The sequence below is a fragment of the Enterobacter sp. R-1.6.2 genome, assembly GCF_035064085.1.
Classification (GTDB): domain Bacteria; phylum Pseudomonadota; class Gammaproteobacteria; order Enterobacterales; family Enterobacteriaceae; genus Enterobacter; species Enterobacter asburiae_B.
In genome coordinates, this window is record NZ_JASEYI010000034.1 from 1 (window position 1) to 26,487 (window position 26,487).

Sequence of the window (26,487 nt, forward strand, 5' to 3'; positions counted from 1 at the left end):
ATGGACAACCATCACCACAGGAGAAAACCAGGATGCACACACGAAACGTCAACGTCAAAACCGCCGCTCAAGAATCTACCGGAAGATGTGATTCAAACCTCACCACGTCCCAGTTCACGGATCTGTTTTGCTGGGTCCTGGCAGCATCTGAAGGGGAGCCACAACCGGTAATTTTTACGCCGCCAGAGAATGCCACTGAGCTGACGTTAATTAATGACGAATGCCCGGATTATATCTCAGTCTGGGTTGTGGATGGTCGGCCGGTGGCAGCTGCAATGCCGCTGGATAATTTTCACCGCGTTATTACTTCATCACTTACTAAATAATCAGGAGTAAATAAAAATGGTCAGTTTCGCAAGCCGCTATCGTATGCCTGTCTCGATCCGTAAAGACCGTCCGCTGACAAATGAGGAATTACAGCTCATCGTTCCGAGCGCGTTCTCATCGGATAAACACGATTCACGCTCTGAACGTTATACATATATCCCGACCATAAATATTCTTGATCGTTTACGTGATGAAGGGTTTCAGCCGTATTATGCAACGCAGTCACGCACACGTGACCAGGATAAACGCGAATTTACAAAGCATATGCTTCGCCTGCGTCGTCACGACCAGATTAACGGAAAAGAAGTACCGGAAATTATTCTGCTGAATAGCCATGATGGTTCAAGCAGCTATAAAATGATCCCCGGTATGTTCCGTCAGGTTTGCAGTAATGGTCTGGTTGCATGGAAGGATTTTGGTGAAATCCGCGTACCCCACAAAGGGGATATTGTCGGGCAGGTTATTGAAGGCGCTTACACGGTGCTGAAAACATTTGACGCGGTTGATGAAAATATTGACCTCATGAAAAGCATTCAGCTTACTTTGCCTGAGCAGCGACTTTTTGGTGCGACCGCTCTGGAACTTAAGTACGATGGAAAACCAGCGCCGATTACACCGGAGCAAATTATTAACCCCCGCCGGGTACTCGACAGAGGCCAGGATTTATGGACCACGTTTAACGTGGTACAGGAAAATGTGATCCGTGGGGGGATTCGTGGCAGAACGCAAAAAGGGAAGGTGACCAGAACGCGGGAAGTCACCGGAATTGATGGTGACATCAAATTAAATCAGGTGCTCTGGAAAATGGCGGAGGAGTTTGCAAAACTGAAGGCCTGAAAATTAAGCCGCTCAACAGAGCGGCTTTTTACTGTCCGCTATGTAACGAGGCCGTTTCCGCAATTTGAATCGCATGCTCCTTTCCCGCAACTGGCACCAGACGTTCAGAAAGCAACTTTTTTCTTGCCAGCAAAACGCGATATATATTTTTGATATCCTGAGCATACGCCTTACGCTGCGCAATGAGCTTTTTGCTCGGCCCCGTATTATACATCCCCACGCTGTCCCAGTTTTTTCCGTATGACCTGAAGTTGTGCGCCAGTACCCATGCACCCGTATAAACGCAGATGCATGGATCATTCAACAGGCGCTCACGGGTAATATTGAAGTTTTTAAGTTTACCGTAATGGGAACTGTTTACCTGCATCCCGCAGACATCTTCTGTCCCATTCCTGTTTGATCCATTTATTGCATCCGGTACCAGATGGCTCTCTTTAATCGAAATTGACATAAGCAGCAGCGGATCAATTTGATAATCTTTCCCGGCCTGATCAAAGCACATCTTGGGAGCTGCGCCAGCAGACAGTGAAAGTGTCAGCAATGCCGCAGGTAGTAACGATATTTTCATGGTTTGGCCTTTTAACGAAACACACGGGCTCTGGAGAGTCGCCTTAAAAAATACCCCGGCGGATCGTCGTAATCAAGTTAATTCACTACAAACGCGCGTGAGCGCTCTCCTGAAGGGATTTAACACCCGTCCGAAATAAACATGTCAGAGCAGTAGACGGTATTAACACGCCGCTCTTTACTAACCCTTTAAAACATCACACCCCACGCAAGACTTCGTCTTGCAGATTTTTCCTTTCATTTCAGTGGGATGTTTGTAAGAAATTTGCGCGCTTTTGGAATGTGACCGTTTAATGTCGTACATACCGACACTACACTATCGTATAATCCTGATACCTGTTAGTGTCGGTATGTCACACATGTATCATACAATTGTAGATATGCTTTAATTACATTGAATTATATATCGCACAGTGTCACACTATCGCACATCATAGTGCTGGATTGTACTACTGTATAGAACAGAAATGCACAGCAGTATCAACCCATTACAGCCTTGCACAGCAATGTGGAAATCCACCAACAGGCCATACATAGTGTCGGTTCCGACACTAACTTAAAACAGGTAAGAAATATGGGAAGAGTCGGCATCTACCTTAAAGATAAAATTGAACGCGAAGTTCGCGATATTGTTCAACAAGACCTGCAGAACGGCGCTAATGCTGGAGAAGCAAACATATCAGCTACCTGCAACGAATTAATCCGGCTTGGACTGCTTGTTTATAAACGCGATGGCGAGGATGGCAATCAATTTGATATCGAAGGATATCGAAGAGACCTCATAAGAAAAGCAGCCGGCTCACGCGAAGGCACAGTTCTCATTGCCACCCTAATCGCTGAGATGTATTTAAAAATGACAGGAAAAGACGGCGAAGGCAGCCTTGAAGATACGCTTGATATGATTTTAAGCGGCATAAACACAGCCGAGAACGAAGCAGAAGCAAGGCACTTCATCAACGAAAAAGAATAAATCTGTGAGCCGGACACCCCGGCCCACATCGATCACAGGGACGGTTTTTCATCCCAGGGAAGGTCACTTTTCTCCACCTCCTTTATTTTTTCTTTCAGGAACACCTCGAACTCCATGCAAAGAACTTTAAGCGCCTGCACATCCTCATTCTGGTCAAGTAACCTTTCCGTAAAATAACCCAGCGTATTCATCAGACGGGTGAGCATTTCATCATTCAGACTACGGTTATGCACCTTCGCCATTGCCCTGATTTCATCTGCAAGGTTTTCAGGAATTCGCATGCTATATCCGGTTGTTTTCCCCGGAAGCAAAACTCTTTCACCCTCACGCCACATCCACAATTGCTCCTGCTTGGGCGAGGATTTAATTTCTCCAGCATCATCAAGAGATTCACCATCAAGTAATTGCCCTAGCCACTCTTCAAATCTCACCGCCAGAGCAATGAGCCGCTCACCCTCCGCAGTTTTAATGACAGGCTTGCCGGGCTGATAATTCAGCGACAACAAAAGCCTGGCAATAATTTCCTCATTCACACTTCTGTTGCCAGCTCTGGCACATATTCTCAGCTCCATAAGCAGATTATCCGGTGCACGCAATCGCCACTCCACCGCCTCACCTGGCTGGAACTTGCGTGGACGGCCGCGACCATCCCACATTTTTTCTTTTACTTTCATAGCTATAGATCCCATAGACCATCTCCGAACTTACTGGTCAACAAAGCCTACCCACTTACATATTCGGATAAATCTGAATGGTTCCAAAAAGTGTGACATGCGTCACAGTTTTTTTTTTTTAGGGTCATGGGACAATTGCGCCCGCGTAAACAAGCACTTACGCGATTCACTTTTGTTTACTTCGGAGAAAACAAACATGTTAACCAAAGGCAGTGCCCTTAACGTCGGTAAGGGATGGGCGGTAGCGTCTTTATTCCGCAAAGCACGCGAAAATCGCCAGGCTAAATTTTACTTAAAGTCAGCAGGCGCTTTTTTAATTGCACTTATGGTCACTCACCCGGCATTCGCATCTGGTACCGACCTTCTTTCCTCGCAGAACGCCACGGTTAATTCCACCTTCGGCTCCGGCTCATCACTGGTTAAATGGTTCTACATCGCCGAAATCATCATGGGCCTGTTTATTTACATTAAGGCCCGCTCACTACTGGTATTCGTCGGTATCGTTATGGCAATCATCTTTACCCGTGTCGCCTTCGGTATCGCGAGCTAAATGATGAACGGGGAAGGAGACAAATATAACTTCCCGGAAACAATGAACCAGCAGAACCGCTATTTAGGCTTACCGATTGACGAATTGATTGTTACCGCACCCCTTTTAGTTTTGGGGGTGCTTAACAACCTGTCACTCGAACTTGGTGTAATTGCGGGAATCCTCTGGTTCATCGTCAGATATCTGAAAAAAGGGCAGGGGTCGTACTGGTTGCTTAATTTCTGCTACTGGCACCTGCCATCACTTTTATTCAAAGTAACCTTTCGCCAGATACCTGACTCAAGTTTCCGGCACTGGAGGGCATAGTTTTTCATGAAACTGAATATTAAAGGAGAGCGCGATAAACAACTCCGCTATGCGTTTATTGGTCTTTCAGCTTTAACTTTACTCATGAGCGCAGGGAATGTACTGACAGGGTCACTGGCATGGTATTTCGCCACAACCCAGAAAACCATCACCACGCCGTTAACGTTTAACCGCCCATTTGCATCAGATTCTAAAAGTGTCGATGCGACCGGTCTGACACAGTTCGCCGCTTCCTTTATTTACTGGCGACTCAACGTTACCCCGGAAAACATCGAACATAACCAGAAAATGATTCTTGGATTTGTCCCCTCCGCCGAACGGGACGTACTCAAGAAAGCCCTGGACATAGAAACTGAGCGCATCCAGAAAGCGGGCATCACCACCCAGTTCGACACGAAAGAAATTCGCGTCATGGATGATGGCTCCGTGCAGTACAGCGGGGTACTGAAATCCTCCACCACAAACGGCGCAATCATCACGCCACTGAAAGACCAGGAAAAAACCTACCGACTGAAACTGAGTTATGACAACGGTGTGATTAACCTCCACAGCTTTGAAGAACTCAAGCCGGTATCTTCCACTAACTGACAGGACTGCCCATGAAATTTCGCATTTCACCGGCAGCTGCTGCTGTGTTTCTGGCAGCGGGATTATTTACCAGCGGCCTCCGGGCCGCTTCCTCACCCGCAGCCATTCCGTTTGAGAACGACGCCGCCTTTAACGTCACTCTCAGCAACACCAACCCGAGTAAGGTTGTTGTAGACGGAGAACTCATTACCAGCATCAGCGGACCAACCGGTGCGTATGACCAGAGCCAGACCGAGGACGGAGCGCTTATTTTGTCTCCGCTTGTTGGCCAGAACTTCACCCTGTTTATCCAGACTGACCACGGTTCATCGCTGAGCCTGAACGTCAGGCCGCAGCCGGGTAACGGCAAAACACTGCGCTTCACCCCGATGTCACCACCACTTCGCAAGAACGACGATGCGAAGGCATGGGAAGAAGGGCAGACCTATGAAAAAACGCTGGTTGCGCTATCCCGCGCCGCAGTCAATGGCCAGGTGCCGGACGACTACCGGGAATACCCGGTCAGCCGCATGCCGGCTTACACACCCGCCAGTGATGTACGCCTGACGCCTGAACGCCAGTTTGTGGGCAACCACCTGCGGGTTGTTCGCTTCCGGATGAGCAACCCGGGCAGCATCACCCGCAGCCTCCGCGAGCGCGATTTCTGGCGCAAGGGCGTCCGGGCCGTAATGCTGTCGCAGAATCAGCTCTACGCTGGCGGTGAGGGCTATGCCTGGATTGTGTTTTCAGATGACGGAGACGCCCGCTCATGACCATCAGCCTGAATGAAAACCTGAAAACCCGCCGCAAGCAACTGGCCATCCTGGCCGCCGTCATCATTGGCGGCGCAGCTGCAGCAGGCGGCGTAATGTGGTACGGGCAATACCAGCAAAAACAAAAGCAACCCGCACCGGTTGCAACACCAAACCTGACCGGCGTTGTGACCGCGACGTTTAACGAACAGGTCAACGATGCCGCGCTGACACAGCAGCAGGCAAAGACCTCCGCTCTTGAGCAAAACCTTGCCACGCTTGCTCAGCAGTTCGCGCAGAACAAGCTCACAACCGAGCAGAAGCTGGCCGAGAAGGACGCTGAAATACAGCGCTTGAATGACCAGCTAACGAAAGCCCCCGGCAGCAACCAGACCACTGGCCAGCAGACACCACCTGTTGGCCAGAACGGAACACCACTCCCCGGTCCCGTTGCTGGCGGTCAGGCCCGGCCACCCGAATACACCGTAAAGTGAGCTGATGTTAGCGAGGGCTTATATGAATGTATTTGGTTCACTTCCTGAGGGGCAGGGAATGACCATCATTGCTGGCTGGGCTGGCTATGAATTCACTCTATATGGTCTGGAGCCCCAGGAGTGGCATTCACCGGTTTATAAGGATGTGGCCTCCTCAGTCCGTTCTGTGGCTGCATACATTAATGCACAGGACTGGGAGGACGGATGTCAGCAGGCCAGATATGAACTGAGTCTGATGTAATAACCCGACGTTTTCCCACTCGCGCTATCACGTAATTCATCACCCTTTTCAACGTTTCTCCCCTGATAACACACATCACCGAACAGGTGATGCAATAACGGCCGGACAACACTCTATGAGCTTCGCAGGAAAAAACCTCACTCAGGGCGGGCAGATGACCGCCTACCGCTGGCGCATGTTCATTCAGGTGAACAACTGGATAGGATTCTGGATCTTCATCCTGTTCGCCGTGCTAACTACCGCCATTTTTCTCTGGCGAATTCCACAGGAAGCCCTTGATAACGGCTCCCTGTGGTGGTTTGCCAGCATCAACAGCAGTTTTATCGATCTGATGCCGGCAACGGGGACGCCAAAAATTTACGACGTCCACTACTGGTATGCGCCAACCGCGACGATGATGGTGCTCAAAATGACCCTGCCGCAGATCTATACCGACCTGTATATGCAGGAGATGGGCAACCAGTGCCTGACTGAGCTGCAGTGGGCGGCCGGCGCCAGCGGGTTGTTCAGTATGGTGGTGTTTATCGCCGTGACATGGTTTATCGCCAGTATCGGCAGAAAGGAAAGTGAAGATGAATACATTTCCGGGATGCAGCTGACTGATAAGCCAGCTGAAGTGAACAAGCTCCTGCGTAAAAACGGTGAGTTCTCTGACCTGCGCGTGGGTGATCTGCATATGGTCAGGATGGCGGAGGTACTCAACTTCCTGATGCATGGCACTATCGGGGTGGGGAAGTCGACGCTGATACGCTGGTTGCAGAGCTGAGCGGAGGCAGTGAAAACGTCACCGGAGGCGCGGTCCCGTACGCTCATCATTGCGCAGCTGAACGCCGACCGTAAGGCGATAAATGCTGGCATTCATGCCGCGCTGGCAGCGCGGGGAGAACTGGGGGAGAAGGCTATTAAGGTGCCGGTGCTCGATAAAATCACCCATACGCGCCATGAGTTCAATAAAACAGAGTCCTGGGAAGCCGGGATGGTGGTTAAACGCGGTGACCGCTACCAGGATGTGGTAGCCGTTGACCGTAACGGCAGCACGGTGACGGTACGTGATGAGGAGGGGAAGATTGCTCTGGTTTCACCGAAGGAGCTGATCACCGGTGACGTGCAGCTGTTTCGCCGCAGCGAGATGGAAGTCCGTTCCGGCGATCTGCTTAAGTTCACGGCGACCGATCGCGAACAGGGGCAGATGGCCAACCAGCGCTATACGGTGGAGTCGGTCAGCGAGGAGGGGAATATCCGTCTGAAGGGGGAGAACGGTCGCGTCACCATCAATCCTGAGAAGGTCCGGGCGCAGCAGAATCTCGACTACGGCTGGGCCGTCACCGGCTACGGCGCACAGGGGGCCAGCAGTGATTATGTCATTGCGCTTGAGGGCACGAAAGACGGACGTAAGGCACTGGCTTCCCGTCGTGCCTTCTACATTTCAGCCTCACGCGTCAAGGAGCACGTCCAGATTTACACCGACAAGAAAGCGGACTGGGTTAAGGCGGTAAAAACGCCGGAGCGTGATATCAAAACGGCGCACGATGCGCTGGCACCAGAAACGCAGCGCAAACAGGCGAAAGCCATCTGGGCAATGGGGCAGCCGGTGAATAAAACGGCCATCGGTCGCGCCTGGGTGCGCCATCAGGGCATGCAGGATGCGTCACTGACGGCAAAAATCATCCCGGCCACCCGGCGCTTTCCTGAACCGGCGCTGGCGCTGCCGGTGTATGACAACAATGGCAGGAGTGCGGGCCTGGCCATGGTTTCCCTGGTTGCCAGCCCGGAAGGGCGGATGACACAGGGGGAGACCCGGATGGTCATGACAGAACGTGCCCGTGGTGCGGTACTGCAGCGAAGCCAGTCAGGCAACACGATTGTGGCCAGTGACCTGGCGGCCGCGCTTGATGCAGTACGACATCACCCGAAGGACGGCGTGGTCTGGCAGACCGGCGATGAACCGCCTTCAGCATGGTTGCTTAAGGTGAGCGGTGGGACAAAACAGGATGTGTCGCCGGGTATTGTCTCCACGCTGACTGACGAGCAGAACGTACAGCAACTGCGCGAACAGATGCTGGCAGACCAGATTCGCAATGAAGACGCCGGACGGAACAGGCAGCCGGAGTCGTTGCTGCCGGAAATTCCGCAGGAAGAGGTGATCAGACTGAAACCGGAAGACATTAACCCGCGTAAACCGGAACCACTCACCCCGGATGCAGATGTAATCGCCAGGGTGAGAGGTGAGGAAAACACCGGTGGACAGGAAATGAAAGCTGCTGCAGGTGTCAGGAGTGAGCTGGAAGGTGCTGACAAGGCATCCGGTGAACAGTCGCGGGCATCGCGTGTGATTGCAGATCTGGCAAACGCTGAGCGCGACATGCTCAGGGTGGCAGAAAATACTGAACGCGGCCGCATGCCGGAGCGTGAAGAACAGACCCTCACCCGTACCATTCAGAAAGAACGCTAATCCCCCATTTAACAATGAGACTCAGACGATGAAAGTACACAAATTAGCAGCATTAATAGTTACAACATACATTGGCTTTATTGCAACAGCACACGCTTCGGCCCCTCAGCCGATATTCAGCCCGGAGCAGGAGGCCCGTATCGGGGAAATCGCAGCAGACTACCTGGTATCCCACCCGGAGATACTGGTGACGGTCAGTCATAAGCTGCAGGAACAGCAGGAGGCACGTAAGCAGAAGATGTTTGCACTCAGCGTGATGGAGAATCAGGCGAACCTTCTGCATGATCCGGATACCCCGGCTTACGGGCCTGATAATACAAAGGTCGCGGTGATTGAATTCTTTGATTACCAGTGCGTGTTCTGCAGCCGCTTTGCGCCGGAGCTGGAGAAGGTCATGAAAGCGCAGCCGGACGTCCGCTACCTCTTTAAGGAGTGGCCAATATTTGGTGGCCGCTGGGAAGCCTCACTTCAGGCAGCGCAGCAGGGGCTGACGGTCTGGCAAAAGAAAGGGCCGCAGGCCTATGTCACCTATCACAATGCCATCTACGCCACCGGGCATAATGAAGGCAAACTGACGGTGGAGGATATTCGCGTTGCAGCGTCAAAGGCGGGGCTGGCCACCTCAGCTCCTGGCGACCATACCGCGTCTCTTGAGAAAAACAGCAATCTGTCGGAGGCGCTGGGACTCACCGGAACGCCGGGGATCATCGTCATGCCCGTTAGCGGGGCGACTCCCGACACCATCACGGTTTTCCCGGAAGCTGTAACCGCTGACAGGCTTCAGGTAGCAATCCGGAAAGCCACGGCCAGATAGAAGATTTCAATTTCCTGTTTGCTGTGCCAGCCACATATGCAACCAACTTTTTTTAGCATATAGTTAAGTTCAGTAGTAAAATGCAGCGCCTCGTCGAGAGATGATGATTATGGAGCCCGTCGTGAAATTTAAAATCCAGCACTTGCAGGCCGCAGTGGCACTGGTTCTTGCCAGTTTCCAGCCGCAACCCAAAGCGGTTGCGTGTCAGCCTACGATTGTTGAACGGGTTTACGAAATGGGCTCCAGAGTCAACAAAACCGATATCAGCGAGCTCACTGTTGCTCTCAATGACGTAGCTGAAGAATTACGCTCAAGTCGCATCGAGCTGGCACGGTATGCAGACAGCGATTTCGCCGGCGCTATCAAAGTCGCCAGCGACATCAGAAATCATACTATCCATGTCGCAGGTATCGCAGAGTCCTTTGTTCTGATGCTGCCGGAAAAAAAAATCGTTCAGTCGTATGACAGGAATTCTGTTGAGTTTGCATTCTTTAAGGCCATTAAAATGGTCAGTCTTGCGACTAAAAACTACCTCAGTCTTATTGATCAAATCACACGAACGACAGAAGTGCGTGACTCTGGAATCAACCTCTCGGCCATGAATCACCTGCTGGATTCAGGCAACAGGGCAGCGGCTAAATGGCGTTAACAGCTGAGTACAGTCATGTCACGTGGGATACTTTTTTCCAGCCCACGTTTGCCGTTTACCCTGAGCTGGAGAGCCAGTTACAAGCAGAGTTCATTACGTATAAATCAACTGGCGCACCGTCAAATCTTCTTGGAAGGGACGCCCCTTTTGATTACCCGCCATTCGCTGTCGATGCTAACGTCCAGCATATTCACGTTAATCTGCATTTCCAGCTCACCTGGAGTGCCAGACAAGAGAATTACAACCGTACCTCAGATCACTATCTCATTTACACAGAACACATGTGGGATAGCGGCCGCTTTCTGCTGATGGGGCTGATAACACCGGCTCATGAACGTATGCCCGCGAGAGATACACGGTTACTCAGCTACTTTTCTGAAGTTGCAGAAGATTTTCACGCTTCATAACCCTAAAAATCACATATGGTACCCGGCAAAAGAACGAAAAGGACCGGCCATCCCGCATATCCAAACCACCCCGGTTCAGAAGGGGAAACGGGATAGCCGGCAGACCTACTTTAACGGAAGTTCCAATGTGACACCATTTCAGAAAATTGCAAGCATGCGAGCATCCACACTTACTATCTTGTTAACTTGTTATCTTAACGTGTTGTTAAGTTCATATCAGATCCAGACGGTCGCGCGCCGTTCGCAGGCGCGCCTCGCCGCGGCGATCGTACTGCTGGGTGGTGGTGACGCTGGCATGACCCATCGCATCCTTCACCGTAATCAGGTCTTCCCCATTATCCAGCATGGCCGTGGCAAAAGTACGCCTTAAATCGTGCGGGGCGCATTTCGCTATTCCTGCCTGGCGCTGGCGCACCTGCAGGACATGGTACACTGCCTGGTCGGTGAGACGGTCATTCGTCAGGGTGTCAAAGCGACGGATACGGGTAAACAGCGGCCCGTCTTTTTCTCCGCGCACTTCATCGATCCACAGCTTTAGCCGCTGCCAGGTGCCCGCCGGCATATAGGCCAGCCGTTCCTTGTTCCCCTTACCCAGCACCCTGAGTGCTCGCTCAGTGGTGACAACGTCACTCAAATCCAGCCCCACGGCCTCCGACCGGCGCAGGCCGCAGCCAAGAATGACACCCAGCATCGCCGCATCCCGGAGGCCGATACTGGAGCCATCATCCTCGCAGGTACTGAACAGCGCTAGGATCTCCTCCGGCAGCAGGGCCCGGCCGCGGGGGAGACGGCTGCCGCGCAGGTTGCGCACCGCCCGGATGTGCTGGAAGCTTTCCACGTCCATCAGCCTGAGCATCCAGGCTTCCTTCGCCACGCCCTTGAGTGCCGAAAGGTAGGTGTTGACGGTGGCCGTGGCCCGCCCGCTATCGCGCAGCAGCTCGGTCACAGCCATCACGTGATGACGCCGCAGGCTGCCCCAGCAGCAGGCATCCATGGAAGCTGAACCGAGCATGTCCGCGACGATGCTAAGGAACGAGGCCATGGTCTGCCGGCTGCGGGGGGAATTCAGGGAAAGCAGGTACGCCCGGGCGGGACTGACCGGACCCTCGCCGCCTGTCAGCGCCGGCAGGAAATCCCCATCAGGTGGTATGACCGCCGGCGACATGGACAGGTCAGGATCATCATCAGGCATCTGTGTCATCCAGGGCTCCGTCAGGGCCGGAAACCGTCCGGCGCGCTGCGTGAAAAATCGGGGGAAATGATACCGCCAGAGCGTATCGCAGAAAGTCTACTTTTTCAAAGGTACATTTTAATAAGTAGATAAAGCAGCTATCTCGCCTTGATACTGGTGGTATTGCTCTTTACGAAACCTAGTCCGTTCCCTTAGCGGAAATGCTTATAGTTCCTTTGGATTGCTCGGCGCTGTGCTGGCTTTAGCCGTAACGAATATGACGAATGACGTCTTTTTCAAAGTGGGCCAGATAACCCTGATTGGCCTTTCCGCTAAGAATGCGATTCTGGTTATCGAATTCGCGAAACAATTGATGAAAGAAGGAAAGACCCTTATTGATGCGACATTGATTGCATTGAAGCAGCGCTTGTGGTCAATACGGATTACTTCTCTGGTTTTCACATTAAACACTGTTCCGCTGATGCTTACCATGGGGCCAGTGACAGCACAAAGCATGCGATCGGTACCAGTGTATTCGGCGGGATGATTAGCGGAACGCTACTGGCCATTTCCTTTGTTCCGGTATTTTTCGTAAATATCACCCGATTTACTGGCATGCGAAAAGACATACCGGGGAATAGCCGGAACGGCTAATCTCTGCGCTATGTTCCGGTCAGTTTAAAGCAGGCTTCTTGCTGAACTGGCTGGCATTACATTATCAAGGATATTATGAACATCATTATCACACAAAGGTTAATTTAAGGGAGAGGATGCGGCAGCACTTTTCGATTACCTCTCTTCACCACGTGCTCCTTGCTTTTAGGTTGAAAAGTTACATTCACTAGCCGAGGCGGAGGTCGACGTGGCTAAACGAGCCACTGACCCAGCACAGTTTGCCGTTTGTCTAAAAACCGATACGTTAATCGGATATCTTTTTGCGGACAATAGCAATAAGCCAGACAGCAATACCAGGTCAGTAGGCTGACACTTTACTCAACGTTATGAACGCCAGAGATATGCGAACGAGTCATTTGCTGCATTGTTTGATTATTTATTTAAACAGACGTTTGTATGCCTGGGTGGAAGTTTACAATCTGGCTTCTCAAAAATTTTGTGAACGTTACACGCAGAGGTTGCAGAGCAATAGTGGCCCAGAAAAAATGCCTGCTAATTGAAATGAACAATATTCTTAGTGTTTTTAATGGTAATGCAGTTACTGAACACAATTTTATTGAACACAGATCAATGATCTGACTCTCCACTAAATCAAAATTTCAACGTACCTTAGTCTTTGTCTGTTTTTGAAAATAATAAGTAGCGGTAATTCTGAATTGTTTATGAAGAGGTCCCGTACGCCTGCCGTTCACCATCATAAGCTAGCCGGATGCTCGTAACACTTATTTTGGCAATCCGACGGAGCTGACCGACTCTGCTAGTTACTTGAGGATGCCAAGACGCGCCGAACCAATCAAGTAAATGAAAGAAAACAGACAATGCGGCGCCGGAAACAAATACGAATGTTCAGAGTATGAGCAGTTGATATGCACGAAAGGAAGAAAAAAGGCAGGGAGATTAATTCCCTGCCTTTTTTATCATTTAATCAAGAAGTCATCAACATTGCCGCCGTTGGCAATGTGTTCAGCAAAAACTTTAGGTGTACGGCCCTGGCCAGTCCATGTTTTAGTTTCACCGTTTTCATCGGTGTACTGGTATTTGGCCGGTCGTGCTGCACGCTCTTTTTTAGGTTTTGTCTGGCCGGTGGAGAATTCAAGCAACTCTGACGGGTCAATACCATCATCCAGCATCAACTGGCGCAACTTATTCAGCTTCTCTGTACGTTCCGAAATCTCGTTACGTTTTGCTTCTTCTTCATCACGACGTTCCGAAACGATGACATTAAACTTCTCCAGAATGTCTTCCAGAGTTTCGAGAGGCAACTCACGCGCCTGAGCTCGCAGTGAACGGGTGTTATTAAGTGTTTTCAGTTCTTCAGACATTTTAGCTCCAGAGGGTAGTAATCATAATCTCAGTTGATTATGAAACATTAAAAAATAAAATCAACAGAAAGCCAACTGAATTAATGAACAATGTCGAACGGATTCACTTCTTTATGTTTCTTAAAATGAATGAACTGCGCTTGAAGAGCTTCTGAGACATTGTGCCTTGGTATACAGGTTGTAAAGTCGCATGGGGTTCATACATGTTAGATGGGAACGATACTTAAAATGAATCACAGGTAGGGATTTACCCGGCATATTTATGATGTTAAAAAGTTAGAAATACAAAATTAGTTACAAAAACCTTATGGCAACTCATACCATATACCTGGTTTAAAATGCATCAACCCTGACTACTTGAGAGTGTTTTGATAAGCGTGGGTCAGGGGTAATGTTACCCCTTATATGAAGATAATCTGAGTTCAGCTTTGATGTAAGGTATTCGCTGATAGTGGCTATGGCAAGCATAATGCTGAGTCAGGGCAACTTTGGTCGAAGATAAATAAACGCTCCCGGTTAAAGTTTTACTTACCATTGCAGGAGTAATGGTTTACCGGGTGCGCATATTTTATGCTCTCTGTCGGTTACTTTGTGTTAAGGGGATTCATTTTTCCGAATCTTCTCATTTTCACGGCTTTCCTTTAAAAGCTCGTCAATCACACGTTCCGTTATTTTTTCCACGGCCTCGCTTCTTGAGAGACCTTCCATATCCGCAAGCCTGTCTATCTTCCGCAGTATTTTCATACGCAGCGATAAAGAGACCGCTGTTTTTTTATCTTTATCCAGAATGACGCGGCCACCTGACTCTGTGCTTTTCAGTTCGGCATTCTTTGCCAGATCATCACTCATCCGTCGCAGCGTTTTTTTATCAAGGTTACCCGGCGTGATCATCTGGTAAGAGTGACTGGCCTTGCTGTACTTTATTTCTGCTGAATAGTCTTCCCTGAGTGCTTTAAGGGCCCGTGTCAGGGTTGGCTCTGAACATTCCAGGCTGGTGATGATATCGGCGGCAGGAACCGGTTTCCCGGTGCCCAGTAAATTAGCCAGAGTGAAAATGCGGACCTGTCGCGTATTGAGTTGCATCGTTAGTTAAAGCCTGCGTCAAAAAAAAGTGGTTCAATTGCCTGAAAGATAAATGTCGTGCTCATCTTTCTGATAACCGGATAGTCTCCAAGCGCTTCCACCGGATCCACATGTTCTATCCCGGCAAAATTAATCGACGCCATCTGTGCTCTGCTAAATTTGCATGACAGGATGTATTCGTCTTCAAGATACCCGGTCCGTTTACTGATGCGCTGGGTAAAACCTGAAACCACCACGTAGTCAAAGGGTAGTGTATGCAGGGCAATACCGGCCAGGCGCAACAGGCACCCATGAACATGGCGTGCGTAATTTTCTCGCTGTGCTTTTTGCGTCATGGCCTTTTCGGTGATTTCTGTACCGCGGGCATTCACACCGTAAGTTTTATCAGGCATGTCTTCTATCTCAGGCAGATCGACATCGAGCCAGACCGTGGACTGTTCAGGTTTGACTTCGAACGTCACCAGAGTTTCCCGTGGCCACTCAGTTTGCGCCAGTACCTCACCCAGTCGGGACTCAAAGAAAGCACTGTCCCTGCGAAACTGGTCACGGGCTTCAGCCTGCGATGCGATCAGCCTGCTTTCATGCTCCTTAGCCTCGAATTGCCAATTGGCATACTGTTCAGCCCAGGCGGTGCGCTGCTGCTGATAGCGATGCTGGCGGAGCGTATTTTCTCGTTCCGTATCAGCCAGCGTCTGCTGCCATTGATTCCTGAGCTCCTCAAGACGCTCTGCACGGGCCGCATCGGATTCAAACCATTTCCCAAAAAATCCTACACTAGTGCTCTCATCCGGTTGCTCTGGTAAGGGCATCAACTCAGGTTTCGCCGGACGTACCGGCGCCGGTACCAGCCAGGGTTTCTGACGACTGGCCAGATATTCTGTTTCCAGTTCGGACCAGCTGATACCCTGGCGGGGATCCGGCGTCAGCTCATGGATATTGGCAATACTGCTCACAACAGACATCAGTGCGCCCACTTCCTTTTCGAGCTCCAGCCGAATAGAAGGATCGGGTTGTGCGCTACGGGCAGTACGTGAGCGGGCTGAGCTATCCAGTCTGGTGCGATAACTCAGGCCGGTACCCGGCAAACCCAGGTTGGCATAAGTGCCCCGGCTACCAATGGATACAGACGCCCCCCGCGGTCCTACGCTGAGACTCGGTGCGCCGTTACTTAAGTTCAGCCGTACGCCGGGAATGATGTTGATCGTTTTACGAAATCGAAATCCCATTACGACATCCTCAGTTTTTCTGTGACAGTGGCATCAGTCTGATACCCTCTGCGCTTTGTTCCGGGATCATGCCATATATCCGGGCTCGTTCCAGTATGCTCGCTGCCCAGCGGCGATGCGTTGCCGGTTCGCACATCGCGCCCTGCGATTTGAATACAGCCTGAGTGGAGTTGAGGATCCGGAGCGCATCCGAATGTTCGCCTGCTGATACCTTCAGTGCGTTTTCGATAACATCAATCTGAGCAGGGTGGATGGCCGTTTTACCCACCAGCCCATGCGCCATATCAAGCGCCAGCTCCCGCGCCATAATGTCATGATCGTCAATATGCTCACAGACTGGCGCCGTCAGCGCAAAATCACGCGGACCGAATACTGACACCAGCATTTTAATCACGTAGCCCATAGGCCCGTCGTAAAGTGTCAGATTCCGCGGCCGTCTCAGCGAGACCACATTCATCAGGTCATTTCCGCCGATACGCAGGGCAATGAGCCGATCAAGGCATGGATGAGAAAGTAGCTTTTCCGCAAGTTCACGCATCCGGAGGACATCAAACACGTCGTCGGTTTCAAGGGTCGGCATAAGACAAAGGTGCGTGTCTGCCATTGCCGCCCACCATTCCGGCAACGAGGCCAGAGTGAATTTTGGCAGTACAAAACCGTCAACGGCGCTCAGGTCGACATTCTGAACCAGCCATTGCCCCATTTCCGTATGTCGCGGGCGAATAAACACCAGCGGCCAGTCCTGGTTACCGGCACGTAATTTTTCCTGGCTGAGGCGCTGCAGCAGCTGTCTCAGATTTTCCAGCGCCCGGGGGATATCTGTTTCACTGACCGCATCCTCCAGACAAATGACCAGCGAGCGAAGTCCCGGGATCTTGCCGTCCAGGATAGCTCCCTCAATATCGTAACGGGTTGCGGGCATGTACAGCGTGGCGCCAAGATTCCAGGGCGAGAGGCGATTTTTCATCAGAGCACCTTTTTAATAATGGTCACGGCCCGGTACTGGCCAAGTGCGTCACCCATTTCGGTAACGATGATCCCTTTATCGCGGGCCAGGCCTACCAGTAACTCGACATCCGGATCGCTGACTGAGCGTACAAACACATGATCGGGTACCCGGCGTAATACGGCGCGGGTTGCTTCAGCGATACCCGGTTTAATCCGGTTGATGCTGTCGACCGCATACCTGTCAGCAAGGAGGGCGATCACATCACGACTCTTCTGCCACAGACCGGTATTCGCTGCCATATTCCAGTCGAGCCCGGGTACAGCCGCGGGATCGAGTTTTTCGCGATAATCGGCAACCGTCCCGACCAGCAAGCGGCTGCATTCGTACTCATTCAGATGTTCGCACACGACGCAGCCGTGTAACCCTTCAGTAGTCCATACAGAGCGTGAAATAAGGCCTGATACCGGCGCCCCCATAATCCCGAACGGGATCAGCCAGTCATCATCGCTTGCCGCCAGCCAGGAGCAGCCACACGGGTCAGCGAGCACCACAAGGCGGGGGTGTTCCGGATAACCGCTGCGTCCTTCCAGGGAGCGAACCAGTTGACCCGTGATCGCGCCTTTACCGGTCCAGCCATCAACGAACACAATGCCATGTGTGCCATGACGGGATTCAATGATATCCAGGGCAGCGGTATCGATGCCGCGATCACGAATGATGCTGATCCCGTAGTGGAAGGATGTTTTCCCCATGTCCCGCAGCGTCTGATGCAGCATCACGCCCAGAGGCACACCGGCCCGGACGAGACTTGCCAGAATAATGGGTTCATCACCAAAGCGGTTGGCCAGTTCGCGGGCAAGTTGTGTTACTTCGTGTGCCAGTCGGGCCGCGCCACGATCCAGTGCGCGTGAGAATAGATCCAGATGCCAAGAGGTAGGGGCAGGCTCCTGGCTCAGCATGTCTGAATAATGCTTTTTGCCGGACTGGATCAGCGCCTCTTTTTGGTCAACCGGCGTCATTTCCATTTCAATGGGTTTGAGCAGGAACTGGACATCACTGGCGTCGTAAGAGCCCGAAAAAGGAATGAGTGGCTGCATCTTACAGTTCTCCAAAAATTTTCATTGAGACGGCTTCAGCGAACTGGCTTTGACGCGGGATCCCGTACCAGCTGCAGAGCTTCATAAAGCGGTGATCGCTAAGACTGTCACCGAGCCCAATCACCGGGAATACACCTCGCTCGGCACGTAATTTGTTCAGCAACCAGGTAACGGCCAGACCTTTTTCCACGGGATGAGGAAGCCAGGCAACATTGTTGCTGTTACGGTGGATATAGAAGTCCGCGACCGGGAATACCGCTTCAATCTCGTCTGCAATGGCATACAGCTCATCAAGCCGTGTGCTGTCGCGGTGCTTCATCACCAGATAGACGGGTGTGCCGTCATATTCATAGTTGAGTCGCGCCCAGGCGTTAATGCCCCTGGCTTCCATCATCTCTGTGATCGCACGTTGCATGGAGATAAGCCTCTCTTCGTACTGCGCCAGGCCCTGCAACATGTGCGCTTTCCAGTCCTCGTCAGGCTGACCCTGTGGGTTCAGGATAACGGCACCATGGGTTGTAATCGCCCAAGAGTGGAAGGGGATCTGCACGCGGCTGATTTCTTCAGTGCCGCGGGCCGTCACCGGAATAAGTTCAGCCTGCTCCAGTAACCAGTCCACCAGCATGGACTGCTCTTCAGTCATGAAGCTGCGTGGCGCTAAACTTCTGTCCAGCGCTCCGGTTTTAAAGGGCTCCAGCGCGAGCTCATCCACCATTTTGCGTCGGGTCTGGAAGAGGGTGTCATCAAGGTCACTCAGGACAACGGGTTTATTCATAGCTAATAATCTCCACACTGGCGGCTACTCCTGCCAGCGTCTTCATCAGGTGACTGTCCACGCTGGCCGCTGGCGTCTCGGTGCAAAGCAGAACGCGATCAAACCGCTGGTGCGCAACGTTGTATAAAAAATTGGGAATGCCCAGACCATAGTTATCCGTGAAGGCAATAGCCGACTGAATGGCGAAGCCTGTGGCTATCGGTGATCGGGTAGTGGAACTGTAAAACGCATCCGCACCGGCCTCGGCCAGACGCTCAGCAAGCAGGAACGGTTCCCACACAAATTCACCTGTGCCCAGCACCAGCACGCGTTCTCCCGGTGAGATGGTGATATTACGGCCCAGGTCATTAGCGGGCGCCGTCATCCCCAGTCGGCCCCAGGACTGTTTGCCGGTGATGGGGAAGTTACCCCGGGAAGTCACATTCACCGCTGGCATTACCGGGACGGGCGCGTCCGGGATGGGTTCCCACTGCCATGCACCGCTGACCAATGACAGCGTGCGCACCGGCAAAGGACAACGCGTTTCCAGCGCATCACCACTCCAGTCGGTGAGTGTGACAGCCACAACCTGCTCCAGCTGTGGCAACCGGCCAGTATTGCGCAGTGCCGCAAGGAGATTGATGAAGGTGTTACCGGTTGTGGCTTCATCATCAATCAGAACCAGGGTTCGCGCTTCGGTCACTCTGCGGCGCATTTCCGCCTCAGCGGGCAGGTAGATCAGATGATCTGTCGCATGGCTGTGCTCTTCCTTAAATTCACACAGCAGTTCACCGTCCTGAGGATGGCGCGTTGAGGTCAGGTAAACGGAATCCGCGTACTGGTGGCGAAGTTCATCAAACACGCCAGCCCCGAGACCTACCGCAGTCTCGGCCATCCCGATAAACAGCACCGGTCCGGGAACGGACTCCGGAAACTGGCGGGCCAGACGCTGGTATGCCTGACGCATTGTCGAAGGAGGAACCGGAATATGTCTGCCCAGCACTTTGCTGACAAAGAGAAAAGCACGTTTCGGGTTATGGCGCTCAGCAATATCAAAAAGATCGTTAAGGGACATCTCGCCCCGGGCGCGTGTGACCTGAATCGTGCCGCATGACAATGCACGTCGATAAACAGTGTCTTCGTTCAACAGTGACATAGTGAGCCTTAATTAATACGGTTGGTGAGGTCGGCTGGATAGACGATGACATCGGTAATGGATCGCACCGTTGCAGGCTTGAAGGAAACCATCGCGTTATCTATCACTTCATTTTTCGACATCAGGCCCAGCTGGTGGAAGGCAAACAGCCCCGGCAGATTTACGCCGCTGCGCAACGTGTATCCAATCCCACCTGACGGACGCATATTCGTCTCAAGCAGCACTGGCTTGCCGTTGTGGTCATTACGCGTCTGCACATTGGTGAGGCCGTCCGCGTTCATAGCCCGGGCACAGTTACAGGCCAGCTCGTATGCTTCGCCGCAGTTCACCAGATACTGAAGCGCACCTTCTTTGCGACGTCCCACAGCTGCGAGGACTTCACCCTTGTGCGCCAGAATATCGACAGAATATTCGGGTCCAGGCAGATACGGCATCAAAACAAGGGGGGTAAACGTCTTAGCGGCGCTCAGCGCTGCAATATACTGGCCGGGTTTCACGATCCGGTTTTCCGGGTTGTTGAATACCGCTATGGAGGAGGCCTCGTCATCGAAACGCCAGAATCCCATGCCATAAATACCCGTGACGGGTTTGACACATAGCGGAGTATCCGCAAAAGGAGGATTAGCAAGATGGTCCTGCAGCGCCGAAATCGAGTTGATGCGTACAGAAGGGACGACCGGCAGTCCACATTGCTGCATAAAGTCAGCGAAAGTAACTTTATCGTCGGCAAGCGTCAGCCAGTCAGAAGCCGTCGCGCCAGTGGTGAGCGTAGCGCCCGACGCTTCGATTGCAGCACGATGCTGTTCGAACCACTGACTATTTCGTCCCGTATGAACAGCATTAATCCCGTGTTTCCCGATAGTGTCGAGAATGAAAGCAAGGCGGCTTTCCGGGTCAGAGGGTTCGATTAGCGCATAGTCAGCAACGGCAAGCAATTCATTACGTTCGTGACGATGAGAGGCATAAACAACAAGATTGAAGTTATTAAATTTAGCGAAAGACTTCATTCCCTGAATAATATCACGCTGTGATGAAAGTCCTTCCATAAGCCAAATTTTGTTTTTCATTTTTTAAGTTATTACCTGATAAGTTCAAGCTGTTAAGGCGGTTATGAGAGTCTAAGAATGTCTTAAGTTGATGTCAATCATAATATGATTGTTAAATGCGGGCATTTTCAACGCTGTGACTGTGATCATGCAGGGGGTTTATACACTTATATTTCAGCAACCTGAAAGATTTAAGTGCGCAACAATGTAGCGAAAATACAGCCCTGGATCAAAAAAACCTAAAAATTTGTTCTTGCCTCAGAACTTCATCATGATATGATTTTTTACGTTAGTGGATAAGCGTTATCTCTGGGTTAACTTTCTCATCACCATTTAAGGAAATAAATATGGTTTCATTAAGCAAGAATCAGACGGTTTCACTCACTAAACAATCTTCTGCACTCAGCCAGCTTCAGTTTGGTCTTGGCTGGGATCCAATTAAGAAAAAAGGGCTGCTGGGTGGGTTGTTTGGTGGCAGTGGTTCCATCGATCTAGATGCCGGATGTGTCCTCATGGACAGCGCCGGAAACAAAATCGACACCGTCTGGTTCCAACAACTGAAATCCAAATGTACGGCTGTTGTTCACAGCGGCGACAACCTGACAGGTGAAGGCGATGGTGATGATGAAGTGATCAATGTCAATCTGAGCAAACTGCCTGCAAATGTCGAGTACCTGGCCTTTACCGTGAACAGCTTCCGTGGTCAGTCGTTCAACGATGTCGATAATGCATTCTGCCGTGTAGTTGATCAGACCAACAAAGAACTCGCCCGTTATCAGCTGACCGAGCAGGGCGCCCATACCGGCATCGTTATTGCGTCCCTGCGTCGTAATAATGGCAACTGGGACTTCACGGCCCATGGCCACCCATGCCGCGGTCGTACCATTACCGATATGCACTCCGATATCGTTTCAACGGTAGTCCGCTAATGAACCTGACGCCGGGGGGCAATGCCCCCGTACCATCACAGGAGCTCCGGGTTCGAATCACCTCAGGTGGTCCGGTTGACGCCTCTGCGTTTCGTCTTTATGCAGACGGAAAAGTGCAGGGGGATGCGGATATGGTCTTCTACGGCCAGCTGCGCAACGATGATGGCACTGTCAGCCTGGTGAGTGAGGGACAGTATTCAACATTTACTGTCGCTCTTAACCGGCTGAGGACCGATGTCCAGAAAATTGCCTTTACCGTTACCTGTGACGGTGGGCAGACCGTTGCTGGTCTTCGCAATCTGTCTATTGACGTAGAGCAGGGTGCAACCCGTCTGGTTAGCGGCGTCGTGGATTTAACGGGCCGTCAGGAAGCTGCGCTCATTCTGGGTGAATTCTATCGTCGTAATAACGAGTGGAAATTCCGCTTCGTTGCTCAGGGTTTCAATGGCGGACTAAAGCCGCTGGCGGAACACTTTGGTGTTGATATCGCAGACTCACCGGCTCCGGACACTACAACTGCGCCGCCTGCCGTTACGCCACCAGCACCAGCTCCGGCAGCTAATAAAGTAAGCCTGAGCAAGGTTTCCCTGACCAAGGAGAAACCAGCAATCAGCCTGGCCAAACGCGATAACTTTGGCGAGATCCGTATCAATCTTAACTGGAATCGCGCAAGCGGCAGCTCAGGACTGAGGGGCATGTTTGGTTCCAAAGGGATTGATCTGGATCTGGGTGCCTTTGTAGAGCTGGAAGACGGTTACAAATCGGTAATACAGGCGCTGGGTAATGCCTTCGGTGATTATCATGACGAACCTTATGTTCAGCTGCAGGGCGATGATCGTACTGGCGACAATGCTTCAGGTGAATGGCTGCACATCAACGGCCGCGAATGGAAGCACGTTCGTGAGGTCCTGATCTATGCCTTCATTTACGAAGGTGCGGCCAGCTGGGATAAAACAGATGGGATCGTCACCATCCATGTTCCGGATCAGCCGCCTATTGAAACCCGGCTGACAGAAGGCGATAACCGTCGCACCTTGTGTGCGATTGCCCGCCTTGTCAACGAAAATGGCGCCATCAAGGTGGAGCGAATCAACCAGTATTTCAAAGGCCAGTCTGAAATGGACAAAGCCTTTAACTGGGGCTTTCGCTGGAGCGCCGGTTCTAAATAACGTCACATCAAAGGATTTAACCATGAGTTTTTTCGACAAAGTTAAAGGTGCGCTTAATTCCGGGCGCGACGAACTGACCCGTCAGGTTGGCCGTTTCAAAAATAAGAAGTTCATGCAGGGTACAGTCGCTGTCTGCGCCCGTATTGCTGCCGCCAGTGACGGCGTAAGCTCGGAAGAAAAACAGAAAATGATGGGTTTTCTGCGTGCTTCCGAAGAACTGAAAATTTTCGATACCAATGAGGTTATCGAGTTCTTCAACAAACTGGTTTCAAGTTTCGATTTCGATGTTGAGATTGGTAAAGGTGAAACCATGAAGTACATCCTGGCGCTGAAAGATCAGCCTGAAGCCGCACAACTGGCATTACGCGTTGGTATTGCTGTTGGCAAAAGCGACGGTAACTTTGACCCGGATGAGAAAGCAGCCGCACGTGAAATCGCTGTCGCGCTCGGCTTTGACCCGGCTGAATTCGGCCTCTGAGATACATCCTTTAAAGGTAAATTATGGTTTCGACACATATTGGTTTTCCGGTTGAGACAGTCACAGTGTTTATTGCGCTGTCACTCGGTGCCATTTTCATTGACCTGTTCATGCACCGTCATGACAAGCCAATTTCGCTGAAAAGTGCCGCGCTGTGGTCCGTGTTCTGGGTCATTGTCGCGATGGCATTTGCCGGGTTCCTGTACGTTCACCACGGTGCTGAAGTCGCAAGCCTGTTTGTCACTGGTTATGCACTGGAGAAGGTGCTTTCTGTCGACAACCTGTTCGTGATGATGGCCATTTTCTCCTGGTTCTCGGTACCGGATCGTTTCCGTCACCGTGTGCTCTACTGGGGCATTATTGGCGCCATCGTCTTCAGGGGCATTTTTGTGGCCATCGGTGCTGGCCTGCTGAGCCTGGGGCCGTATGTTGAAGTGGTATTCGCCCTCATCGTGGCCTGGACGGCTGTCATGATGCTCAGAAGTGGCGGTGATGAAGAGGAAGTGGAAGACTATTCGCAGCATCTTGCATACCGGATGGTTAAACGCTTCTTCCCGATCTGGCCAAAACTTCAGGGTCACGCTTTCCTTCTCTCTCAGAAAGAAGTGGATGCCGAGCTGGCAAAACCTGAAAACAAAGATGTGACCATCGGTCGCGGTAAGAAAGCATGGCGCTACGCCACGCCGCTGATGCTCTGTGTGGCAGTAGTGGAGCTCTCCGATGTCATGTTTGCGTTTGACTCGGTCCCGGCCATCATAGCCGTCAGCCGTGAGCCACTGATTGTCTACAGTGCCATGATGTTTGCTATCCTGGGCCTTCGTACCCTGTATTTCGTACTCGAAGCCCTGAAGCAGTATCTGGTGCATCTGGAGAAAGCCGTTATCGTACTGCTGTTCTTCATCGCTGCCAAACTGGGGCTGAACGCAACAGACCATATCTGGCACCACGGGTATAATATTGCGGCCACCACCAGCCTGTACGTCGTGCTGGGTGTCCTGGCCGTCGGGATCATTGCAAGCGTCATGTTCCCGGGCAAACCAGAAACAGAGGGAAAGGAGAGCTAATCTCCTGAGAATTTCACTAATTCTATTACTAATGCATGAGGCTGAACTATGAGTGTTTCTCTTTCTAAAGGCGGTAACGTATCCCTGAGCAAAGCAGCTCCAACCATGAAAAATGTTCTGGTTGGTCTGGGCTGGGATGCTCGTTCCACTGACGGGCAGGACTTCGACCTGGATGCTTCTGCGTTTCTGCTGAGCGCCAGTGGCAAAGTTCGTAATGACGCAGATTTCATTTTCTATAACAACCTGAAGTCAGCTGACGGGTCCGTTACCCATACCGGTGATAACCGTACCGGTGAAGGCGATGGTGATGATGAATCCCTGAAAATCAAACTGGATACTATCCCGGCAGACGTGGATAAGATTGTGTTTGTGGTGACGATCCATGATGCACAGGCCCGCCGACAGAGCTTTGGTCAGGTATCCGGTGCGTTTATCCGCCTGGTGAACGACGATAACCAGACTGAAGTCGCTCGTTATGATCTGACTGAAGACGCCTCCACAGAAACCGCCATGCTGTTTGGCGAACTGTATCGTCACAATACCGAATGGAAGTTCCGTGCGGTCGGCCAGGGTTATGCTGGTGGCCTGGCTTCCGTGTGTGCTCAGTACGGCATTAACGCGTCCTGATAAAAGTCGCTTTTCTGTCCCCGGGCTGTTCATTCAGCCCAAACCCTAATTAATAGCAGGAGCTTAACAATGGCAGTTTCTCTCGTTAAAGGCGGTAACGTATCCCTTACTAAAGAAGCACCAACCATGAATGTTGCGATGGTTGGTCTGGGCTGGGATGCGCGTGTCACCGACGGTCAGCCATTTGACCTGGATGCGTCTGTGTTCGCGGTAGGTGATGACGGTAAAGTGCTTTCTGATCAGCACTTCATTTTCTTCAACAACAAAACCAGTCCTGACGGCGCCGTGGAACACCAGGGTGACAACCGTACTGGTGAAGGGGATGGCGATGATGAGTCGGTCAAAATTGATCTGACCAAAGTGTCAGCTGACGTTAAAAAACTGGTATTCGCTGTCACCATCTATGACGCCGAAGTCCGTAAGCAAAACTTCGGTATGGTGAGCAACAGTTTCATGCGCGTTTACAACAACGATAATGCTGCTGAAATCGCACGCTTCGATCTGTCTGAAGATGCGTCCACCGAAACCGCTATGATCTTTGGCGAACTGTACCGCCATGGCGCCGAATGGAAATTTAAAGCCGTAGGCCAGGGTTTTGCAGGTGGATTACCGGCGCTGGCATCCCAGCACGGTGTTAATATCTAATAATAATTACATACTCAACCCCGGTGCTGTCACTGGGGTTTTTTTATAGGTGTCTGCACATGGCAAAGAAAAAAGATGATGGTTCGGCTGTAATACTACTTTTTGTTGTAGCGTTTTTTGTGTTCCTGCCCTTTCTGATATTCGGGATGTTCTTCTACCGAAAATTAAAAAGAAAATACTCAGCAATACCAAACATCCAGCGTGTTTACGATATTGGCGTTCTGTTTAAAACGTTGGGTGCCTCCATTGCTGTAATTGTGGTTTCAGCCGTACTGGTTCTGCAACTGAGTGCACTTCCGGCTAAATTTGTATCGCCAGGAACCGCACATTACATTGCGAGAGTTTTATTCATTCTCTATCCGATTGTCATGATATGGCCAATGAAAAAAATGGCTGAGCGCATCGCCATTGAGGGGTCGGTTCCGGCTGAGGGCGAAATGACACCCTAAGCTTTCGGTTCCTTGGGCCAAAGATATTCGCCAGTCAGTA

General features: G+C 51.4%; 32 protein-coding genes and 2 pseudogenes. 23 read left to right on the forward strand and 11 right to left on the reverse strand.

Annotation, left to right across the window (positions count from 1 at the left end; translation table 11 throughout):
- Together QMN93_RS23250 and QMN93_RS23255 are read left to right on the forward strand one after the other, a co-directional pair.
- Positions 1 to 326: hypothetical protein (locus tag QMN93_RS23250; protein ID WP_323620128.1), on the forward strand; the 326-nt coding region annotated here is incomplete at its 5' end.
- 16 nt (positions 327 to 342) lie between these two features.
- Positions 343 to 1,164, forward strand: a complete 822-nt coding sequence (locus QMN93_RS23255) for a DUF932 domain-containing protein (RefSeq protein WP_063417591.1) — start codon at positions 343 to 345, stop codon at positions 1,162 to 1,164.
- Positions 1,165 to 1,192: 28 nt separating this feature from the next.
- Here QMN93_RS23255 and QMN93_RS23260 read toward each other — a convergent pair whose 3' ends face one another.
- The gene (locus QMN93_RS23260) at positions 1,193 to 1,732 is read right to left on the reverse strand and encodes a lytic transglycosylase domain-containing protein (protein ID WP_063417590.1); all 540 of its coding nucleotides are present in this window, start codon (positions 1,730 to 1,732) and stop codon (positions 1,193 to 1,195) included.
- Between the two features lie 573 nt (positions 1,733 to 2,305).
- On the opposite strand from QMN93_RS23260, the gene QMN93_RS23265 reads away from it, so the two are divergent.
- Positions 2,306 to 2,701 (forward strand): hypothetical protein, encoded by a 396-nt coding sequence (locus QMN93_RS23265; protein ID WP_023327730.1) that lies wholly within the window; start codon positions 2,306 to 2,308, stop codon positions 2,699 to 2,701.
- 32 nt (positions 2,702 to 2,733) lie between these two features.
- Here QMN93_RS23265 and QMN93_RS23270 read toward each other — a convergent pair whose 3' ends face one another.
- Entirely contained in the window at positions 2,734 to 3,375 is a 642-nt protein-coding gene (locus QMN93_RS23270; RefSeq protein ID WP_032636186.1) for an Arc family DNA-binding protein, read from the reverse strand.
- A gap of 196 nt (positions 3,376 to 3,571) precedes the next feature.
- Here QMN93_RS23270 and QMN93_RS23275 point away from each other — a divergent pair, with 196 nt between their 5' ends.
- The 11 genes from QMN93_RS23275 to QMN93_RS23325 all read left to right on the forward strand — a co-directional run bounded on the left by QMN93_RS23275 (position 3,572) and on the right by QMN93_RS23325 (position 10,607).
- Complete coding sequence (locus QMN93_RS23275; protein WP_096184874.1) at positions 3,572 to 3,925, forward strand: type IV conjugative transfer system pilin TraA; 354 nt, start codon at positions 3,572 to 3,574, stop codon at positions 3,923 to 3,925.
- Between the two features lie 3 nt (positions 3,926 to 3,928).
- Complete coding sequence (gene traL / locus QMN93_RS23280; RefSeq protein WP_023327727.1) at positions 3,929 to 4,231, forward strand: type IV conjugative transfer system protein TraL; 303 nt, start codon at positions 3,929 to 3,931, stop codon at positions 4,229 to 4,231.
- A 6-nt stretch (positions 4,232 to 4,237) separates the two neighbouring features.
- Positions 4,238 to 4,819 carry a TraE/TraK family type IV conjugative transfer system protein gene (locus tag QMN93_RS23285; RefSeq protein WP_023327726.1) on the forward strand — a complete coding sequence of 194 codons (582 nt, stop codon included), beginning with the start codon at positions 4,238 to 4,240 and terminating at the stop codon, positions 4,817 to 4,819.
- An 11-nt stretch (positions 4,820 to 4,830) separates the two neighbouring features.
- Complete coding sequence (traK, locus tag QMN93_RS23290; protein ID WP_039265197.1) at positions 4,831 to 5,571, forward strand: type-F conjugative transfer system secretin TraK; 741 nt, start codon at positions 4,831 to 4,833, stop codon at positions 5,569 to 5,571.
- A complete protein-coding gene (locus QMN93_RS23295) occupies positions 5,568 to 6,044 on the forward strand; it encodes a hypothetical protein (RefSeq protein ID WP_244997019.1) in 477 nt (158 codons plus the stop codon). Before traK ends, QMN93_RS23295 begins: the two co-directional genes overlap by 4 nt.
- A 58-nt stretch (positions 6,045 to 6,102) precedes the next feature.
- Positions 6,103 to 6,285, forward strand: coding sequence for a hypothetical protein (locus QMN93_RS23300; RefSeq protein ID WP_244997017.1), 183 nt, complete (start codon positions 6,103 to 6,105; stop codon positions 6,283 to 6,285).
- 115 nt (positions 6,286 to 6,400) lie between these two features.
- A complete protein-coding gene (locus QMN93_RS23305; protein ID WP_244997015.1) occupies positions 6,401 to 7,051 on the forward strand; it encodes a TraD N-terminal domain-containing protein in 651 nt (216 codons plus the stop codon).
- A gap of 9 nt (positions 7,052 to 7,060) precedes the next feature.
- Positions 7,061 to 8,737 (forward strand): conjugative transfer relaxase/helicase TraI domain-containing protein, encoded by a 1,677-nt coding sequence (locus tag QMN93_RS23310; RefSeq protein ID WP_096151558.1) that lies wholly within the window; start codon positions 7,061 to 7,063, stop codon positions 8,735 to 8,737.
- Between the two features lie 28 nt (positions 8,738 to 8,765).
- Complete coding sequence (locus QMN93_RS23315; protein WP_023327724.1) at positions 8,766 to 9,551, forward strand: DsbA family protein; 786 nt, start codon at positions 8,766 to 8,768, stop codon at positions 9,549 to 9,551.
- 121 nt (positions 9,552 to 9,672) lie between these two features.
- The gene (locus QMN93_RS23320; protein ID WP_223195142.1) at positions 9,673 to 10,200 is read left to right on the forward strand and encodes a hypothetical protein; all 528 of its coding nucleotides are present in this window, start codon (positions 9,673 to 9,675) and stop codon (positions 10,198 to 10,200) included.
- Complete coding sequence (locus tag QMN93_RS23325) at positions 10,191 to 10,607, forward strand: type II toxin-antitoxin system YafO family toxin (protein ID WP_023327722.1); 417 nt, start codon at positions 10,191 to 10,193, stop codon at positions 10,605 to 10,607. The genes QMN93_RS23320 and QMN93_RS23325 overlap by 10 nt, the downstream gene beginning before the upstream one ends.
- Before the next feature lie 211 nt (positions 10,608 to 10,818).
- Here QMN93_RS23325 and QMN93_RS23330 read toward each other — a convergent pair whose 3' ends face one another.
- Positions 10,819 to 11,808: a tyrosine-type recombinase/integrase gene (locus tag QMN93_RS23330; protein WP_323620116.1), complete on the reverse strand. Its 990-nt coding sequence runs from the start codon at positions 11,806 to 11,808 to the stop codon at positions 10,819 to 10,821.
- A gap of 155 nt (positions 11,809 to 11,963) precedes the next feature.
- On the opposite strand from QMN93_RS23330, the pseudogene QMN93_RS23335 reads away from it, so the two are divergent.
- Positions 11,964 to 12,432, forward strand: a pseudogene (locus QMN93_RS23335) (efflux RND transporter permease subunit); the annotation flags it as partial.
- 103 nt (positions 12,433 to 12,535) lie between these two features.
- Positions 12,536 to 12,899: pseudogene (locus QMN93_RS23340) on the forward strand (GNAT family N-acetyltransferase); the annotation flags it as partial.
- Positions 12,900 to 13,370: 471 nt separating this feature from the next.
- Here the strand turns inward: QMN93_RS23340 and QMN93_RS23345 are convergent.
- The 8 genes from QMN93_RS23345 to QMN93_RS23380 form a co-directional block, all read right to left on the reverse strand.
- Positions 13,371 to 13,775 (reverse strand): H-NS family nucleoid-associated regulatory protein, encoded by a 405-nt coding sequence (locus QMN93_RS23345; protein ID WP_045337323.1) that lies wholly within the window; start codon positions 13,773 to 13,775, stop codon positions 13,371 to 13,373.
- A gap of 594 nt (positions 13,776 to 14,369) precedes the next feature.
- Positions 14,370 to 14,858 carry a tellurium resistance protein TerW gene (locus QMN93_RS23350; RefSeq protein WP_045295136.1) on the reverse strand — a complete coding sequence of 163 codons (489 nt, stop codon included), beginning with the start codon at positions 14,856 to 14,858 and terminating at the stop codon, positions 14,370 to 14,372.
- 2 nt (positions 14,859 to 14,860) lie between these two features.
- On the reverse strand, positions 14,861 to 16,084 hold the full coding sequence (locus QMN93_RS23355) for a DUF4236 domain-containing protein (RefSeq protein WP_045295134.1): 1,224 nt from the start codon (positions 16,082 to 16,084) through the stop codon (positions 14,861 to 14,863).
- 10 nt (positions 16,085 to 16,094) lie between these two features.
- Positions 16,095 to 17,051, reverse strand: coding sequence for an HpcH/HpaI aldolase/citrate lyase family protein (locus QMN93_RS23360; RefSeq protein WP_045295132.1), 957 nt, complete (start codon positions 17,049 to 17,051; stop codon positions 16,095 to 16,097).
- A complete protein-coding gene (locus QMN93_RS23365) occupies positions 17,051 to 18,130 on the reverse strand; it encodes a cysteine protease StiP family protein (protein WP_045295130.1) in 1,080 nt (359 codons plus the stop codon). The genes QMN93_RS23360 and QMN93_RS23365 overlap by 1 nt, the downstream gene beginning before the upstream one ends.
- 1 nt (position 18,131) lies before the next feature.
- Positions 18,132 to 18,905 carry a hypothetical protein gene (locus QMN93_RS23370; RefSeq protein ID WP_108091236.1) on the reverse strand — a complete coding sequence of 258 codons (774 nt, stop codon included), beginning with the start codon at positions 18,903 to 18,905 and terminating at the stop codon, positions 18,132 to 18,134.
- Complete coding sequence (locus QMN93_RS23375) at positions 18,898 to 20,040, reverse strand: phosphoribosyltransferase domain-containing protein (protein ID WP_045295126.1); 1,143 nt, start codon at positions 20,038 to 20,040, stop codon at positions 18,898 to 18,900. The genes QMN93_RS23370 and QMN93_RS23375 overlap by 8 nt, the downstream gene beginning before the upstream one ends.
- 8 nt (positions 20,041 to 20,048) lie before the next feature.
- On the reverse strand, positions 20,049 to 21,107 hold the full coding sequence (locus QMN93_RS23380) for an ATP-grasp domain-containing protein (RefSeq protein WP_108091237.1): 1,059 nt from the start codon (positions 21,105 to 21,107) through the stop codon (positions 20,049 to 20,051).
- Positions 21,108 to 21,433: 326 nt separating this feature from the next.
- Here QMN93_RS23380 and QMN93_RS23385 point away from each other — a divergent pair, with 326 nt between their 5' ends.
- The 7 genes from QMN93_RS23385 (at position 21,434) to QMN93_RS23415 (ending at position 26,447) form a co-directional block, all read left to right on the forward strand.
- Entirely contained in the window at positions 21,434 to 22,015 is a 582-nt protein-coding gene (locus tag QMN93_RS23385; protein WP_045295122.1) for a TerD family protein, read from the forward strand.
- A complete protein-coding gene (locus QMN93_RS23390; RefSeq protein WP_045295120.1) occupies positions 22,015 to 23,184 on the forward strand; it encodes a TerD family protein in 1,170 nt (389 codons plus the stop codon). Before QMN93_RS23385 ends, QMN93_RS23390 begins: the two co-directional genes overlap by 1 nt.
- Before the next feature lie 22 nt (positions 23,185 to 23,206).
- Positions 23,207 to 23,662: a tellurite resistance TerB family protein gene (locus QMN93_RS23395; protein ID WP_045295118.1), complete on the forward strand. Its 456-nt coding sequence runs from the start codon at positions 23,207 to 23,209 to the stop codon at positions 23,660 to 23,662.
- A 23-nt stretch (positions 23,663 to 23,685) separates the two neighbouring features.
- Positions 23,686 to 24,726: a TerC/Alx family metal homeostasis membrane protein gene (locus QMN93_RS23400; RefSeq protein ID WP_045295116.1), complete on the forward strand. Its 1,041-nt coding sequence runs from the start codon at positions 23,686 to 23,688 to the stop codon at positions 24,724 to 24,726.
- Positions 24,727 to 24,774: 48 nt separating this feature from the next.
- On the forward strand, positions 24,775 to 25,353 hold the full coding sequence (terD, locus tag QMN93_RS23405; protein WP_045295115.1) for a tellurium resistance membrane protein TerD: 579 nt from the start codon (positions 24,775 to 24,777) through the stop codon (positions 25,351 to 25,353).
- Between the two features lie 69 nt (positions 25,354 to 25,422).
- The gene (locus QMN93_RS23410) at positions 25,423 to 25,998 is read left to right on the forward strand and encodes a TerD family protein (RefSeq protein WP_045295113.1); all 576 of its coding nucleotides are present in this window, start codon (positions 25,423 to 25,425) and stop codon (positions 25,996 to 25,998) included.
- A 59-nt stretch (positions 25,999 to 26,057) separates the two neighbouring features.
- On the forward strand, positions 26,058 to 26,447 hold the full coding sequence (locus QMN93_RS23415; protein WP_323620114.1) for a hypothetical protein: 390 nt from the start codon (positions 26,058 to 26,060) through the stop codon (positions 26,445 to 26,447).
- Positions 26,448 to 26,487 lie beyond the last annotated feature (40 nt).

Bases quoted from the DNA above. Each gene is read 5' to 3' on its own strand.
- QMN93_RS23255 (WP_063417591.1), top strand. From the start codon at position 343: ATGGTCAGTTTCGCAAGCCGCTATCGTATGCCTGTCTCGATCCGTAAA.
- QMN93_RS23260 (WP_063417590.1), bottom strand. From the start codon at position 1,732: ATGAAAATATCGTTACTACCTGCGGCATTGCTGACACTTTCACTGTCT.
- QMN93_RS23265 (WP_023327730.1), top strand. From the start codon at position 2,306: ATGGGAAGAGTCGGCATCTACCTTAAAGATAAAATTGAACGCGAAGTT.
- QMN93_RS23270 (WP_032636186.1), bottom strand. From the start codon at position 3,375: ATGAAAGTAAAAGAAAAAATGTGGGATGGTCGCGGCCGTCCACGCAAG.
- QMN93_RS23275 (WP_096184874.1), top strand. From the start codon at position 3,572: ATGTTAACCAAAGGCAGTGCCCTTAACGTCGGTAAGGGATGGGCGGTA.
- traL (WP_023327727.1), top strand. From the start codon at position 3,929: ATGAACGGGGAAGGAGACAAATATAACTTCCCGGAAACAATGAACCAG.
- QMN93_RS23285 (WP_023327726.1), top strand. From the start codon at position 4,238: ATGAAACTGAATATTAAAGGAGAGCGCGATAAACAACTCCGCTATGCG.
- traK (WP_039265197.1), top strand. From the start codon at position 4,831: ATGAAATTTCGCATTTCACCGGCAGCTGCTGCTGTGTTTCTGGCAGCG.
- QMN93_RS23295 (WP_244997019.1), top strand. From the start codon at position 5,568: ATGACCATCAGCCTGAATGAAAACCTGAAAACCCGCCGCAAGCAACTG.
- QMN93_RS23300 (WP_244997017.1), top strand. From the start codon at position 6,103: ATGACCATCATTGCTGGCTGGGCTGGCTATGAATTCACTCTATATGGT.
- QMN93_RS23305 (WP_244997015.1), top strand. From the start codon at position 6,401: ATGAGCTTCGCAGGAAAAAACCTCACTCAGGGCGGGCAGATGACCGCC.
- QMN93_RS23315 (WP_023327724.1), top strand. From the start codon at position 8,766: ATGAAAGTACACAAATTAGCAGCATTAATAGTTACAACATACATTGGC.
- QMN93_RS23325 (WP_023327722.1), top strand. From the start codon at position 10,191: ATGGCGTTAACAGCTGAGTACAGTCATGTCACGTGGGATACTTTTTTC.
- QMN93_RS23330 (WP_323620116.1), bottom strand. From the start codon at position 11,808: ATGACACAGATGCCTGATGATGATCCTGACCTGTCCATGTCGCCGGCG.
- QMN93_RS23345 (WP_045337323.1), bottom strand. From the start codon at position 13,775: ATGTCTGAAGAACTGAAAACACTTAATAACACCCGTTCACTGCGAGCT.
- QMN93_RS23350 (WP_045295136.1), bottom strand. From the start codon at position 14,858: ATGCAACTCAATACGCGACAGGTCCGCATTTTCACTCTGGCTAATTTA.
- QMN93_RS23355 (WP_045295134.1), bottom strand. From the start codon at position 16,084: ATGGGATTTCGATTTCGTAAAACGATCAACATCATTCCCGGCGTACGG.
- QMN93_RS23360 (WP_045295132.1), bottom strand. From the start codon at position 17,051: ATGAAAAATCGCCTCTCGCCCTGGAATCTTGGCGCCACGCTGTACATG.
- QMN93_RS23365 (WP_045295130.1), bottom strand. From the start codon at position 18,130: ATGCAGCCACTCATTCCTTTTTCGGGCTCTTACGACGCCAGTGATGTC.
- QMN93_RS23370 (WP_108091236.1), bottom strand. From the start codon at position 18,905: ATGAATAAACCCGTTGTCCTGAGTGACCTTGATGACACCCTCTTCCAG.
- QMN93_RS23375 (WP_045295126.1), bottom strand. From the start codon at position 20,040: ATGTCACTGTTGAACGAAGACACTGTTTATCGACGTGCATTGTCATGC.
- QMN93_RS23380 (WP_108091237.1), bottom strand. From the start codon at position 21,107: ATGAAAAACAAAATTTGGCTTATGGAAGGACTTTCATCACAGCGTGAT.
- QMN93_RS23385 (WP_045295122.1), top strand. From the start codon at position 21,434: ATGGTTTCATTAAGCAAGAATCAGACGGTTTCACTCACTAAACAATCT.
- QMN93_RS23390 (WP_045295120.1), top strand. From the start codon at position 22,015: ATGAACCTGACGCCGGGGGGCAATGCCCCCGTACCATCACAGGAGCTC.
- QMN93_RS23395 (WP_045295118.1), top strand. From the start codon at position 23,207: ATGAGTTTTTTCGACAAAGTTAAAGGTGCGCTTAATTCCGGGCGCGAC.
- QMN93_RS23400 (WP_045295116.1), top strand. From the start codon at position 23,686: ATGGTTTCGACACATATTGGTTTTCCGGTTGAGACAGTCACAGTGTTT.
- terD (WP_045295115.1), top strand. From the start codon at position 24,775: ATGAGTGTTTCTCTTTCTAAAGGCGGTAACGTATCCCTGAGCAAAGCA.
- QMN93_RS23410 (WP_045295113.1), top strand. From the start codon at position 25,423: ATGGCAGTTTCTCTCGTTAAAGGCGGTAACGTATCCCTTACTAAAGAA.
- QMN93_RS23415 (WP_323620114.1), top strand. From the start codon at position 26,058: ATGGCAAAGAAAAAAGATGATGGTTCGGCTGTAATACTACTTTTTGTT.